Raw genomic sequence first — 14,070 nt, forward strand, 5'->3', positions numbered from 1 at the left:
AGGGACCGTGACACGGACGGCCGCCGTACGCCGCCTGCTGTGGCACCCCGGCTCGCTGCTCGCCGTCTACCTGTGCGCGGCCTGCGCGGTCCAGCTGGGCGCGTCGGCGGGCGGCCTGGTCCGCTGGTCCGCCTACTCCCTGCCGGCACCCCTGGTGGCCGCCGCGCTGCTTTCCGTCCGCACCACCCTCACGGTCGGGATGGCGACGCTGGCCGCCAGCGTGGCCGTCTACGGCTTCGCGATCCAGGGGGTCTCGGGCGGCGGCCGAACGGTCGTGATCTCCGCGGCCGTGCTGTCCCTCGTCCTGAGCCTCGTCGTCTGCAAGGCGCGGCTGCGTCCCCACCGCTCTGCTTCCGTCCCCGGGAAGCGGCCCGTGGCGTCCGCCCGCAGCGCGGTCCCTGGCACTCCGCCCCCGGCGACCGATCTGCGGCTGGACCTCCTGCCGCACCCCGCGGCGGTGGAACTGGCCGCTCGCTGCACGCCCGCCGACGGCACGGCCGGCGCCCAGGCCTACTGGCTCGACGCCATACCGCTGCCGGGTGCCCGCGTCGCGCTCGTCGCCGGCTCCGTCGAGGACGGGAGCGCCACGCCCGCCGTCACCGCCGAACTGCGCGCCGCGGTACGCACGCTGGCCGACGTGGACCTGCAACCGGAGGAACTCCTCACCCGCCTGGAACACGTGCTCACCCGGCTGCGTCCCGCCGGCCCCGCGGGCCGGCACCGCGCGGGCGCGCCGGAGATGACCGTGAGCTGCCTGTACGCGGTGTACGACCCCGTCTCCGGCTGTTGCGCTCTCGCCGGCGCCGGATCTCCGGCGCCGACCGTCATCGGGCCCGACGGCGCCGTCACCACGGTCGAGCTTCCGGCCAGCCCACCGCTCGGACACGCGCGGCCGCCCGTGGAGGCCACGGAGGTCCGTCTCCCCGAGGGCAGTGTGCTCCTGCTGTGCGGACACGCCCCCGGAACGCCCGGCCCGGCAGCCGGGACCGGCGCGACCGCGCCGCCCCTGGCGGACCTCGGATCCCAGCCGAGCCTGACTGCCGTCTGCCAGGCCGCGCTCGACACGCTGCTGTCCGGTGAGCGTCCCGCCCACGCCGGTGTGCTCGCCGCCCGCACCCGCAGGCTCGGCAGCGACGACGTCGCCACCTGGGAGCTCCCGGCCGGCCTCGCCTCCGCGTCCGAGGCCCGCCGGCACGTCGCGGAGAAGCTGACCGAGTGGGGCCTTGAGGAGGCCGTCGCCACCACGGAACTGATCGTCAGCGAACTCGTCACCAACGCCGTCCGCCATGCCGGGCCTCCGGTGCGGTTGCGCCTGATCCGCCAGGGCACGGGGCTGATCTGCGAAGTCTCCGACAACAGCAGCACCTCCCCGCACCTGCGGTGGGCCCGCACCTTCGACGAGAGCGGACGCGGACTGTTCATCGTCGCCCAGCTCACCCGGAGCTGGGGCACCCGCCAGCACGCCCACGGCAAGACCGTGTGGGCGGAACAACACCTCGGAACACCCGGGACGCCGGACGAGGACCATGCCGGGGGTCACGGCCCGCCGGAGCCCGCCCCCTGATGAGGCCGCCGTCCGGGCGACCGATGAGGACCGTGTCCGTGAGGGAGGCACGGCACCAGTCCGCCGACGCCTGCGAGCGCCGGACCGCCGCCGCGGCCACGTCGGCGATGCGATCGCCCCGTCACGGCCCGCTGCGCATCCTGCCGGGATGCGCTTCTCCGCGTACATCCCGGACTTCGGTGACTTCGCCGACTTCCGCGACGGGGCGTCCCTTCGGATATCCCTGACGCTGATGACGGCGGCCGCGCCGGCGGCCTCCCGCATCCGGCTGGGCACCCTGCTGACCCCGCTCCCCCGTTACCGCCCGGCACGACTGGCCCGCCAGGTGGCCACCCTGGACCACCTCGGCGGCGGCCGGGGGATCTTCGCCGCCGGGCTGGGCGGTCCGGTCGAGGACCGCCGGTGCTCTGATCAGCCGCCCGAAGGAGAGCGGCGGGCCGTCCCGGCGGACCGGCTCACGGGGAGGGGACGCGCGAGGTCAGGACAGGCCCAGGGCGGTCCGGATCCTCGCCGTCGGCGTCGAACACCTCCGTCCAGGCGGCCCCGCACCCGGCAGCGGACCCCGGACGGCGTCATGGTTCCCTCGCGGTCGGTGTCATCCCCGCCAGGGGAGCTTCGCGCGGCCGTCGGCTCTGGTCCCGGTGGTCCAGCAGGGCCAGCAGCGGGGCCGTCATCACCGTGGTCACCAGGGCGACGATCACGAGGACGCCGAAGAGGGCGGGGGAGGCGATGCCCGCGGACAGGCCCACGTTGATGGCGATGAGCTGCATCAGGCCGCGCGCGTTCATCAGGGTGCCGACGCGGACGGCGACGGCCTGCGGCTCGCCCAGCAGGCGGGCCGCGGCCCAGCACGCACCGAACTTGCTGATGATCGCCACCGCCACGCAGGCCACGGTGAACAGCAACATCCTGCCGTCGGACAGCAGCGTGAAGTCCGTGTTGAGGCCGGAGTAGGCGAAGAACAGGGGCAGGAACACGATCCGGCTGACCGGTGCAACGGCCTCCACCGCGCGCGTCACCACCGGGTCGCGGGGGAAGGCGACACCGAGGCTGAAGGCTCCGAACACGGCGTACAGGCCGATGCGGTCGGTGTACCACGCGGCCAGGAACAACAGCAGGACGGTGACCAGCAGCATGTGGTCCTCGGTCAGCCGCCGGGCCCGTTCGAGGGCCCGGGGCCGGACACGGAGGAAGACGCCGAGGAACACGGCGAGCCCGGCCGTGCCGATCACGGCGCGCAGGAAGGTGTCCGCACCGCTGCCCGCCATGCTGAGCACCCCGGCGAGCAGGACCCACGCCACGGCGTCGTCGAGCGCGCCCGCGGCCAGGGAGACCGATCCGAAGCGGGTGTTCGTCAGCCCGCGTTCGGTGATGATCCGGGCCATCATCGGGAAGGCGGTGATCGCCACGGTGACGCCGACGAACAGCGCGCCCACCGTGGGCGAGATCCCGTCCGGGTAGAGGTCCACCGTGTCGTGCGCCGCCCAGGCCAGTCCCGCGCCCAGCACGAGCGGCACGGTGATGCCGGCCGCCGAGACGGGCACCGCGGTGCGGCCCACCGACCGCAGCCGGTCGGTTCGGAACTCGTATCCGGACAGGAACATGAACACGACGAGGCCGACCTGTCCCGCCACGTACAGCACGGGACGGATCTCGTCCGGGAAGACGGCCTTCTCCAGGCCGGGCGAGAGGAGGCCGAGGACGGAGGGGCCGAGGGCCACGCCGGCGACCATCTCGCCGACGACCGGTGGCTGGCCGAGCGGGCGCAGCAGCCGGCTGACGAGGCGGCACGCGGTGAGGATGACGGCCGCGGCGAGGAAGAACGCCGGGCCCATCTCGGTGGTCGACAACGGTGACTCCTTGGTGAGGAGACGTATGGGGGGTTGCCGCTGTCAGGCGCTCCGGCCGGTGTAGGGGCAGGTGGCCGCGGCCTGTGCGGGTCCCGCCGCGGTGCCGGGCGAGCCGTGGTCGCCGTCCAGCGGGCGGCCCTCGGTGTCGTGCCGGGCGAAGTACGTCGCGGCGGGGGTGGTGCGACGGGCGTCGAGCACCATCCAGGTGCCGAAGAGCAGTTGCAGCAGGCTCCGTCCGACGTCCTCGGCGCGGTCGCGGACGGTCAGTGCCGTGCGCAGGACGCGTCGCCGGCGCTCCGGGACCGGCCGGTCCCGGGGCAGGAGCAGGCAGGGAGCGCGGTGCGGGATGGAGCGGGTGTGGCGGACGGGCGAGTCGAGCACGTACCGGGCCAGCACCTCGCGGGTCGCGGCGCGCATGACGACGGGTGCGAGGCGCCACGCGGGGCAGGGCCGGTTGGTGGCCACACCGAAGGGGATGTGGTGGGCGTCCCTCGCGGAGAGCGCCGCCCAGCGTCCGGGGTCGAAGCGTTCGGGGTCGGGATATCCGGTGGCGTGGTAGTCGGGGTAGCTGAAGGTCAGGACGGTGCCCGCCGGGATCGTGGGCAGACCGTCGAGGGCGATGTCCGCGGTGGTGATCCGGTGGGCCACCCCGAACAGCGGGTAGAGGCGGAACGTCTCGTTCATGACATGGGTCAGGTAGCGGTCGTCGTCGGGTGCGGCCGCCACCCGGTCCTGGACCTCCGGGTGCTGGGCCAGGACCAGCAGCAGGTGGGCCATCGCCTCGGACATCTGGACGACGGCGGTGTTGAAGAAGGTGCCCTGGAGGTAGTACGCCTGCTGGCGGCGGGTCAGGCCGGCGGGCAGCTCATGCGGTACGTCACCGGCCGCCAGGCGGCGCAGCAGGTAGCGGGTGAGCCGGTTCCTGCGGCGCATGCGGCGCGGACGGGTGCACTTGAGGGCGTTGACGACGTCCTCGGCGTGGGCGACGATCAGCCGCCGGGCCTCGGCCGGACAGGGTTCCTTGAAGACGAGGCCGTAGAAGAACCCGGCCCACACCGGCATCATCACGTCGCGCAGCCGCACCGCCTGGACGCGGCCGGTGGCCGCGGCGTCCAGGGCCTGCCGGGTGTGCCGTGCGGCGGCCTCGTACAGTTCCGCCGACGGGCCGGAGAGGATGGCGAGCGTCCGGCGGGCGACCTCGTCGTAGCGGGGTCCGGCCTCCAGGTGCTCCTGGTGGATGTCGGCGCCGGGCGCGAGCCAGTACCAGAACAGGTCGGACAGTGCCGCGCCCTTGCTGCGGCCCCCGGCGGCCGGGTGGCCGTAGACCTCCTGGAAGCGGTCGGGGCCGAAGACGGCGTCGGGCAGGAGCATGCCCTCGTCGCCGTTGACGCGGGCGAAGACCTTCGTGCGCAGTGCGACGACCTTGCCGGGCAGCCAGGCCGGGGAGGTCAGCAGCAGCGCACCACCCGCGGCCAGGGCCGCCGCCGTTCTCCTGCTCATCATGCGGGTCCTCCTTGGCGGGTCCGGTACGGGAGTCCGCGCGGGACCACCTGGTCGGCCGTGAGGTCCTGCGGGCGGTGCCCGCCGCAGAGGGCGAGCACCTGGTCGAAGTCCTCGCGCAGGGCCGTCAGCGCCTCCCGTACGCCGGCCTCGCCGCCCGTGGCCAGGGCCCACAGCACGGGGCGGCCCACACCGACGGCCCGGGCCCCGAGGGCGAGGGCCAGGGCGATGTCGCCGCCCCGGCGCACTCCCCCGTCCATCAGGACCGGCACCCGTCCGGCGACGGCCTCGGCGACGGCCGGAAGTGCCTCGACCGACGCGGGAGCGGCGTCGAGCTGCCGTCCCCCGTGGTTGGACACGACCAGCGCGTCGACGCCGTGCTCGACGGCGAGCCGCGCGTCCTCGGGGTGCAGGACGCCCTTCAGGACGAGGGGCAGGCCGGTCAGCTCGCGCAGCCGCCCCAGGTCGTCCCAGCCGGCCGGCCACATGGCGATGTCGCGGGTGGCGCCGGGTGCGGCACCGGGCAGGTCCCGCATGTTCTCCGCCGCGAGACCGGGCGGCAGGTCGTGGAAGCCGTTGCGCAGGTCCCGGGTGCGCGTGCCGAAGACGGGTGAGTCGACGGTGACGACGAGGGCGGAGCACCCCGCGCGTTCGGCCCGGTGCACCAGCTCGGCGGTGACCTCGTGCTCCGGTTGCAGGTACAGCTGGAACCAGACCACCGCGTCCGGGTCCGCCTCGCGGGCCGCGGTGACGACTTCCGCGACGGCGGTGGTGGCGGCCATGCCGGTGACCAGCGGGGTGCCGGTCGCCGCGGCGGCGCGGGCGGTGGCCGCCTCGCCGTCGGGGTGGGCGAGACGGTGGAAGGCGGTGGGCGAGACGAAGAGCGGTGCCGGCCATGACCGGCCCAGCACGCTCACCCGGGTGTCGCGGCCGGCGCCGCCCCGCAGCACCCGGGGGAGCAGGGCCAGCCGGCCGAAGGCGTCCTCGTTGTCCCTGAGCGCCGTCTCCTCGCCCGCGCCGCCGGCGAAGTAGTCGTAGTGCTCGGGACCGAGCCTTTCGCGTGCCGACTCGGCTGGACCGTGCGGCGGGCCGGCGTGCGGGCCGGTCATGCCCGGGGCGCGGCGAGTTCCTCGCCGGCCGGGAGGTCGTCCCCGGCGGACAGCCGGGACGCGAGGAACGAACGCAGCGGGCCGACGTGGACGTCGGGGTTGTCCCACTCGTTCTCCAGGTTCTCCGTGATGTGGTGCTCGGCGACCGGCTTGCCGCTGCCGTCGGGCCGGAACTGCCGTACCACCGGGTGCAGATAGCGCGCGTCGAGACCGCTGGTGTCCTGCTGGGGCGTCCTGCTGACGGTGATGTCGAAGGGGTCGACCCGGTCGTGGTCGGCGCCGTACTCCAGCGTGACGGTGAAGTAGGAGGACGGATTGCCGAACTCGCCCCGGGCGGCGGCCTCGTGCAGGTGCGCCACCGGGATCTCCTCGCAGTAGCGGACCTCCCCTTCGGTGCCGACCAGCACCGCGTCGCCGAGGAATCCGAACATCTGCCACAGGGCCGAGGTGCGGTTGACCCGCCCGATGACCGCGTCGGCCACGGGGCCCGCGGCGGCGGGCAGGGTGGTGTGGGGCCATGGCCGGTCGTGGTAGCGGCGCTCCAGGATGCGGTGCAGCGCCTTCACGCCGTACCGGAACCCGTGGATGAAGCCGCTGGTGGACTTCTTGAAGTCCAGGGACTGGGTGATGGTGCCGGCGAAATACAGATCGGGCACGTTCACCGATTCCCAGGCATCGGTGAGCTGCGGGAAGCGGTCCTTGATGACGAGGCCGGGACGGCAGTCGTCGTCGAAGATCGAGGCGTCGAACCGGAATCCGGTGGCCAGAATGACCCGGTCGTACGGGATGTCCTTGACCACTTCCGCGACGCGCGCGAATTTGACACTCACGACATAGGTGCCGTCGGGCTTCCGTGCTATGCGCAGGATGTCACCGTCCAGTACGGCGTTCTGCGACTTGAGCTGGTAGGTGTCCAGGAAGTTGTTGTTGACGGCCCGGAGATGTCCGACGAAATGGGTGCGCCAGGCGAGTTTGAGGGAGCCGGGTCCGGCGACGTGGATGACGGCGGCGGTCTCGATGAGATTGTCGGCGGTCTCGAAAGCCGAATTCCCCCGCCCGATGATCAGTACCCGCTTGTCGGTGAATTCGGCGGGGTCCACGGACACCTGGTCGTAGTGCTCGGCCTCCTCGGCGCCCTCGATGGGCGGCACGTACGGCCTCGAGACGCCGGTGGCGACGATGACGCGCCGGGCCCGGACAACGTTGCCACTCCCGTCGGTCGCCGTGAAGAGGTCACCGCCGGGCCGGGAGACCCGGGTGACACGGGTGTGGTAGCGGATGCGCAACGCGTGCGCCCGCGCGAAGTCCGCCAGGTACCGGACCATGTCGTCGGCCGGCGGGAAATACCGGGGCGAGTACGCCGTGAACAGCGGGCCCTCGTCCGAGAGCAAGGAGTTCCAGTCGACGCGCAGCCGCATCTCGGGATCGCTCCAACCGGTGTGCACCTTGTTGGAGGAAATCAGGGTCCGGTGTCTGGGGAAGCGGGTGAAGAAAGCGCCCGGAGCGTCGCCTTCTTCCACGATGAGGTAATCTCTGCCGCTCTTCTGGAGGAAGTAACCGGCCTGGAGGCCCGCGGGGCCGCCGCCGATGACGAGATAGTCAACCTGTCCTAAATCAGACATGGCCTTCTCCTGCCTTCCGTGGGGGCGGGAAAGACGGTACTTGACGGTTAAAGCACGGAGCCACCCCAGCCCCGCGTGATGTAGGTCACACACCTCTCGGGGCGGCGGATTTCTCCTGTCGGTTAACGTGAAGGCGTGATTGGCGGACGGAGTACGCCGAGCACACCCCGCATGGTCGTTTTCCAGTCATTCACACTGCCTTTACGTCGATTTCCGGTCCGGAGTGGAGACGAAGTGGACGAAAAGCCCGGGGAAGTCTTTCCGCAAGCGCTCGTCGACGCCTTCCGCGACGCTCCGGACCTGCCCGCTCTCGAGTACGGGGGACGCGCGGTCACCGGGGGCAGGTGCTCGCGCTGATCGCCGGGTTCGTGGGAGGTCTGCGCGGTGCGGGGCTGACCGCCGGATCCCGCGTGGCCCTGGACACCGGTGTCACGCCGGAGGCGTTCGCCGTCCGCGTGGCGGCCCATGTCGTCGGCTGCCAGGTGGTGGCGCTGCGTCCCGGGCTGACCCGCGAGCACCTGCGCGACATCCTCGCCCGCGACATCGACGCCGTCGTGACGGACGACGCCGCGAGCCGGCCGGAACTGGCCACTCAGGCGGGCGACGTCCCGCTGCTGGACACCGGCGGCGCGTCATGGGCCCCGGCACCCGTCACGCCCGGTCTCGGCGACCTCACCGCCCGGGGCGACCGGGACGGCATCGGCGTCATCCACCTGACCAGCGGCAGCACCGGCCGGCCCAAGGGCACGATGGTGACCTACGGCGCGCTGTCGGAGGACTGGGCCCTGCAACCCGCCCGCTGGACCGACCGCACCCGGCGCCTCGCCGCGCGGTACGCACGCTTCCTGCTCTTCGGCACACTCAGCAGCGCCGTCATGTTCGAACACCTCTGCCTGTCGCTGCTCGGCGGAGGCACCGCGGTCATCCCGGACCAGCCCCTGCGGTTCCCCGAGGTCTTCGCCGAGCACCGCGTCACCGCCTGCATGACGACGGTGCCGCGCCTGTACGGCATCCTCGACGCCGTGCGCGAGCGGGCCGTGGACACGAGCAGCCTGCGCGCCCTCGTCGTGGCCGGCTCCCCGCTCGCCCCGCACCGGCTCACCGAGGCGGCGGAGCTGCTGGGGCCGGTGGTCCACCACGCCTACGGCCAGACGGAGACGGGCATGCTGACCGTCCTCGAACCGGAGGAGCTGGCGGCCGATCCCGGGCTCGCCGACAGCGTCGGACGCCCGCTCGACACCGTCGAGATGGCCGTGCGGGACGCTGACGGACGGGACCTCCCCACGGGCCGGACGGGCGAGGTGTGGGTCCGGCTGGCGGACGCGTTCAGCGGCTACTGGGAGGACCCCCGGGAGACCGCGGAGGTCCTGCGGGACGGCTGGGTCCGGACCCGGGACCTCGGACGGCTCGACGCGCGGGGGTATCTGCGGCTGTCCGGGCGCACGCGCGACATCGTCATCGTCAACGCCGTCATCCACTACGCGGGCCCCGTCGAGCGGGTGCTGGCCTCCCATCCCGACGTCGACCAGGCGTACGTCGTCGGAGTCCCGGACGACCGGACCGGCGAGGCGATCCACGCCTTCGTCGTCCCGCGAGCCGGGAGCGTGCCCGACCCGGACGCGCTGCGCGAGCTGGTGGCCCGGGAACTCGGCGAGGCGTGCGTCCCGGTCGGCGTCGTCGGCATCACCGAGGTTCCCGTCGCCCCGAGCGGCAAGCCGGACAAGGCGGCGTTGCGCGCCCTGGTGCCGGGGCGCTGACGGGGACGAAGCGCCGCCGGACGCCGACGGCCGCCGCAGGGCCTAAGGCCCGGCCGTGCGTGTGGTGAGGTCCTCCTCCGTGATCGGGCGGACCACCCGGCACGGGGTTCCGACCGCGACGCTCATCGGGGGGATGTCGCGGCTGACGACGCTGCCGGCGCCGATGACCGAGCCGTATCCGATGCGGACGCCCGGCAGGACCACCGCGTTGCTGCCGATCCAGACCTTGTCCTCGATCACGATCGGTTCCGAGAACCGGCCGAAGTCGGCGCGTCGCGCCGGGTGCACCGGGTGCCCCGTCGTGGTCAGGGTGACGCTGGGGGCGATCATGACACCGTCGCCTATGCGGATGTCCACGTCGTCGACGAACGTCAGGTTCACGTTGCCGAAGAAGTCGTCGCCGATGTGGACGTTGCTGCCGAACCCCGCGTGGAACGGCGGCAGCAGCACCGTGCGTTCACCGACCGAGCCGAAGATCGCGAGGAGCAGCGCACGGCGCCTGTCCGTCCGGCCCGGAGGTGTGTGGTTGTACTCGAAGATCTCCTCGGTGCGGCGCCGAGGGGCCTGGAAGGCCGCTTCCGACTCGGTGTAGACCAGCCCCTTCGTGATCCGGGCCAGCACTTCGTCCTCATGAGCCTGCGTCACCGCGGAACGCTCCCCTCGTCCAGCCCTCAGGCACGGGCCCGGCGTCCCAGGCGCCTCGTGTCCACCGGTGGCCATCTTCGTTCAGCCGAGCTTTGGTGACCACCTCCTGGGGGATGTTGCTCGCGTCGGCACCCGGCCGACGGAGAAGGAGTTCGTCGCCGTGGGCAGCCGCCGTGGGCAGCCTGCCTCTCGTCCTCATCGCCTGGCGGGACGAGCAGTGCCCGCGTGCCCGAATCCGTGATCGCTTGGGTTTCCGCAGGTCAGCGCGTCTCGCGCAGGTCCGTTGGACACGTGTGAGGCGGACCACATCCGCAGGTCTTCCGTCGCGGAGCACTGGAAGCGTAGGTTCCGTTTCACCCCGCGACGGCGTCTTCGCAGGCGCTGGTCCGCCACTCCCGGGGCGGCGGACCAGCGGGGGCCAAATCCGCGCACGGCCCAGACCGTGTGTCACGCCGTCACGGGCCGCACCAGGGTGTTGTCGCTGGTACGGCCCGCGAAGCAGTCCTCGATGCCGGCCACCGTGGTCTCGGCGATCCGGCCGACCGCGTCCCTGGTGAAGTACGCCTGGTGCGAGGTGACCAGCACGTTGCTGAAGGTCATGAGCCTCGCGAGGCGTTCGTCGGTCATCACCTCGAGCGACTTGTCCAGGAAGAACACGCCGGCCTCCTCCTCGTACACGTCGAGCCCGACGCCCCTCAGCCGCCCGGCACGCAGCGCCTCCAGGAGGGCGTCGGTGTCCACGAGACCGCCCCGGCTGGAATTGATCAGCAGGGCGTCGTCCTTCATGAGCGCCAGGGTCTCGGCGCCGACGAGGTGGTGGTGCCGGGCAGCAACGGCACGTGCGGGCTGACCGGGTCCGCCTCGACGAACAGCCGCCTTTGCGGCACGTGCGTGACGGCGTCGGGGCACGGGGCCGAGGGGCCCATCCAACCAAGCCACGCGCCTCGGGGTGACCGCGGTGGCGAGGGGCGGCCGGCGGTGTTCAGCGCAGGCCGCCGGGGGCGAACGTGACGGGCAGCCGCGCCGGGCCGCGGAGGCCGCCGGGACGCCAGGTGAGCTCCGCCGGCGGCACGGCCAGGGCCAGGTCAGGCAGGCGGCGCAGGACCGTCCCGATGGCGACCCGGCCCTCCAGCCGGGCCAGCGGCGCGCCCAGGCAGTAGTGGATGCCGTGCCCGAAGGCCAGGTGGCCGTTGTCCCGCCGGGTGATGTCCAGCCGGTCGGGGTCCGGGAACCGCGCCGGGTCACGGTCGGCGATGGCGGACGCGACGAGCACGGTCGCGCCGCGCGGGACGGTCACGCCGGCGATCTCGACGTCCTCGCGTGCGAAACGGGCGATGCCCGGACTGACCGGGCCGTCGTGGCGCAGGAACTCCTCGATCGCGTCCGGCAGCAGCTCCGGACGATTCCGCAGGAGGGTGAGCTGGTCGGGGTGGGTGAGCAGCGCGGCGATGCCGCCGGCGATCAGGTTGACCGTCGTGACGTAGCCCGCCACCAGCAGCAGGAACGTCATGGCGATCAGTTCGTCGTGACTCAGCCGCTGCTCCTGGTCGTGGGCGTCGATCAGCGCGCTGAGGAGGTCGTCCCCCGGCCGGGCTCGCTTGGCTGCGAGGTGCTGCGTCACGTAGGCGCGCATCCGGCGCCACGCCTCGTCGACCACGAGCGGGTCGGGCGCCTCCTCCCCGCGGACGAGCATGGCGTCGGTCCACCGCTGGAAGTCGTGCCGTTCGTCCACCGGCACGCCCAGCAGTTCGCCGATGACGGTGACCGGCAGGGGCAGCGCGAAGTCCGCCACGAGTTCCGCCCGGCCGGCCGGGAGCACCGCTTCGAGGAGCCGGTCGGTGATCTCCTGGACCCGGGGCCGCAGCTCGGCGACCCGGCGCGCCGTGAACGCCTTCGCCACCAGGCGGCGCAGCCGGGTGTGGTCGGGCGGATCGGAGCGCAGCATGGTGCTCATCATCGACTCGCGCTCGAACGCGGGCAGCTGTGCGATGAGGCGGGGGTCCGAGGCGTCTCGGACATCGCTGCTCAGCCGGGGGTCGGACAGGGCGGCGAGTCCGTCCTCGTAGCGGGTGACCAGCCAGGCGTCCAGGCCGCCGGCGATGATCGCGCGGCGGACGGGACCCTCCTCGCGGAGGCGGCGGTAGAGGGGGAAGGGGTCCGCCACGAAGGCCGGGTCGGCGTAAGGGAGAAGGACTGGCTGCTGGCTCATCGTGCCTCCCGGAACAGGCAGCGACCGTATGTATGCGTTTGCCGGTTTCTAGTGCTGTATACCCAGATTCGCCGTATACCCGGATTCCCCGGCGGGGGCGGTTCCCTTGCGGATGCCTGGCGGGGCGGAGACGGGCCCCGCCCTCGCCCACGGCTCGGGCCGAAGGCGGGGCCTCGCCGCGTCGGGTCAGGCCGCGCCCTGGGGGAGGTCGAGGGTGCGCGATTCCTCCACGATCCGGTATCCCGCGCTCGTGTACAGGTTCATGGCCACCTCGTTGCCGCCCCACACGGTGAACATCAGCATCGAGTCACCGGCCGCGAGCGCGACCTGTTCGCCGGCCGCCATCGCGGCCCGCCCGTACCCCTTGCCGCGGTGCCGCTCCGCGACGTACAGCGAGTAGCCGTACGTCACCCCCGGCAGGTGTCCGTGCTTCAACCACCCGCTGCCGATCGGCTCGCCGGCCGCTTCCAGCACCAGGACGCTGTTGTCGGGCGTGTCCAGGCCCTGGGGCAGCAGGTTCCCGAAGTCCCGGTCGGCCTTGCGCGCGGCCTCCTCCCGGCTCATGGCTCCCGACCGGACGATGTCGGCGACGTAGGCGGCCTTCTCGGAGTCGAGCCAGGCGGGGTATTCGGCCGGGGTCATCGGCCGCGCGGTGACACCGTGGAGCGGCTCGGGCGCCGGGCCGATGCTCCGCGCCCTGAGCTGGCCCCGGACGCCGTAACCGCCGAACAGGTCAGCGGCGGGCTCGGTGAGCCGTATGCCCAGCCGGCGCGCGCCGCGCTCGGCGCACCACGCCTCGGCCCAGTCCCGGGCCGCCTGCTCGTACCCCCGGCCGGTGTGGGGGGCGTCGACACGGAGGTCCTGGATGTGGCCCACGAGGACGCCGTGGTCGTCGGCCACGTCCACGGCCACGTGTCCCACCCGGGTCCCGGCGTCCGTGATCTCGGCGACGGTCCAGTCGCCGATGCGGGCGCGGATGTACTCCACCAGACGCTGGGCCGCGGCCAGACTGAACCCGGCCGCCGTGTACGGAGCGTGGAGCCGCTGCTCAAAGTCCTTCCGCCAGGCGCTGTGGTCGTCAAGGATGTTGAATGCTGTCACTTGACCACCTTAGAAGTCGTCCCGCGGCTGCGGCAGTTGGGAGCCGGGAGACTGTGTGTCATGACGAACGGGCCGGGCGTACCCGAGGGCGGCTGCGGCAGCGGGCCGCTGCCGGCGCGTGGTGCGGTCCCTGGCGAAGCGGGGCTCACCGCTCCGCCGTCGGTCCGGCGGGCCGCGGGCCGGCACCGGCGGCTGCAGCGCGTCCTGCGCACCGTCCTGCACCGCCTCGGCGCGGGCGCCGTCAGCCGGTCGGCCGCCGCTCCCCTGGCGGCCGTCGCGCGGGCCCTGCCGGCCTGGCACGGCATCCCGAACCCGCCGGTCGCGGCGGCGGCCCCGAGGTACGGGGCCGGGCCGGGAGTGCCGAACGGCGTGGCGAGTACGCCGACCGAGGCGGGCGAGGCCCTCCTCCCCGGCCTCACAGCGGTGTTCGGCGCCCTGGCCGCGCCGGGCCTCCCGGTCTCGCCCCGCTCACGCCGCCGGCCGGGCCCTGGCAGGTCCGGCACGAGGGCCGGTTCCGCGGCACGGCCGCCCCGCGCCCGGCGTGTGGACGGCCCGGACGGTGCACTGCCCGGGATGCGGGGGCGCGGCCGGGCATGGACGGTGACCTGCGACCGGTCCCCGATCACGCCGGGCTGCCCACGCGGGACCGTCACCCGTGCCCACGGCCTCGCCTTCCCCGAGGTCCGGCCGGTGCCGCCGGAGGCGTGACCGCG

The 14,070-nt window shown here is 73.2% G+C and carries 10 protein-coding genes and 2 pseudogenes; 4 read left to right on the top strand and 8 right to left on the bottom strand.

The window, feature by feature from the left end; genetic code table 11:
- The first annotated feature begins 7 nt into the window (after positions 1 to 7).
- Positions 8 to 1,564: an ATP-binding SpoIIE family protein phosphatase gene (locus AB0947_RS28350; RefSeq protein WP_366753158.1), complete on the top strand. Its 1,557-nt coding sequence runs from the start codon at positions 8 to 10 to the stop codon at positions 1,562 to 1,564.
- 148 nt (positions 1,565 to 1,712) lie between these two features.
- Positions 1,713 to 1,961: pseudogene (locus AB0947_RS28355) on the top strand (LLM class flavin-dependent oxidoreductase); the annotation flags it as partial.
- Positions 1,962 to 2,136: 175 nt separating this feature from the next.
- Here the strand turns inward: AB0947_RS28355 and AB0947_RS28360 are convergent.
- From AB0947_RS28360 to AB0947_RS28375, 4 genes are read right to left on the bottom strand one after another with little or no spacing between them, the layout of a single operon-like run.
- Entirely contained in the window at positions 2,137 to 3,414 is a 1,278-nt protein-coding gene (locus tag AB0947_RS28360; RefSeq protein WP_366753159.1) for a cation:proton antiporter, read from the bottom strand.
- 42 nt (positions 3,415 to 3,456) lie between these two features.
- Positions 3,457 to 4,917 (bottom strand): cytochrome P450, encoded by a 1,461-nt coding sequence (locus AB0947_RS28365; protein ID WP_366753160.1) that lies wholly within the window; start codon positions 4,915 to 4,917, stop codon positions 3,457 to 3,459.
- Positions 4,914 to 6,023, bottom strand: coding sequence for an alpha-hydroxy acid oxidase (locus AB0947_RS28370; protein WP_366753161.1), 1,110 nt, complete (start codon positions 6,021 to 6,023; stop codon positions 4,914 to 4,916). The genes AB0947_RS28365 and AB0947_RS28370 overlap by 4 nt, the downstream gene beginning before the upstream one ends.
- Positions 6,020 to 7,645: an NAD(P)-binding domain-containing protein gene (locus tag AB0947_RS28375; RefSeq protein ID WP_366753162.1), complete on the bottom strand. Its 1,626-nt coding sequence runs from the start codon at positions 7,643 to 7,645 to the stop codon at positions 6,020 to 6,022. Before AB0947_RS28375 ends, AB0947_RS28370 begins: the two co-directional genes overlap by 4 nt.
- Before the next feature lie 344 nt (positions 7,646 to 7,989).
- Between AB0947_RS28375 and AB0947_RS28380 the strand changes: the two genes are divergently transcribed.
- Positions 7,990 to 9,402, top strand: a complete 1,413-nt coding sequence (locus tag AB0947_RS28380; protein ID WP_366753163.1) for a fatty acid--CoA ligase family protein — start codon at positions 7,990 to 7,992, stop codon at positions 9,400 to 9,402.
- Between the two features lie 42 nt (positions 9,403 to 9,444).
- Here the strand turns inward: AB0947_RS28380 and AB0947_RS28385 are convergent, their stop codons facing one another.
- From AB0947_RS28385 to AB0947_RS28400, 4 genes and pseudogenes are all read right to left on the bottom strand, one after another.
- Complete coding sequence (locus AB0947_RS28385; protein ID WP_366753164.1) at positions 9,445 to 10,047, bottom strand: sugar O-acetyltransferase; 603 nt, start codon at positions 10,045 to 10,047, stop codon at positions 9,445 to 9,447.
- 447 nt (positions 10,048 to 10,494) lie between these two features.
- Positions 10,495 to 10,937: pseudogene (locus tag AB0947_RS28390) on the bottom strand (NAD(P)-dependent oxidoreductase); the annotation flags it as partial.
- A gap of 92 nt (positions 10,938 to 11,029) precedes the next feature.
- A complete protein-coding gene (locus tag AB0947_RS28395) occupies positions 11,030 to 12,256 on the bottom strand; it encodes a cytochrome P450 (RefSeq protein ID WP_366753165.1) in 1,227 nt (408 codons plus the stop codon).
- A 186-nt stretch (positions 12,257 to 12,442) separates the two neighbouring features.
- A complete protein-coding gene (locus tag AB0947_RS28400) occupies positions 12,443 to 13,357 on the bottom strand; it encodes a GNAT family N-acetyltransferase (RefSeq protein WP_366753166.1) in 915 nt (304 codons plus the stop codon).
- A 60-nt stretch (positions 13,358 to 13,417) separates the two neighbouring features.
- On the opposite strand from AB0947_RS28400, the gene AB0947_RS28405 reads away from it, so the two are divergent.
- Positions 13,418 to 14,065 carry a hypothetical protein gene (locus tag AB0947_RS28405; RefSeq protein WP_366753167.1) on the top strand — a complete coding sequence of 216 codons (648 nt, stop codon included), beginning with the start codon at positions 13,418 to 13,420 and terminating at the stop codon, positions 14,063 to 14,065.
- Positions 14,066 to 14,070: the final 5 nt, after the last annotated feature.

This window comes from Streptomyces sp. NPDC047841, from assembly GCF_040704085.1.
GTDB lineage: Bacteria > Actinomycetota > Actinomycetes > Streptomycetales > Streptomycetaceae > Streptomyces > Streptomyces argyrophylli.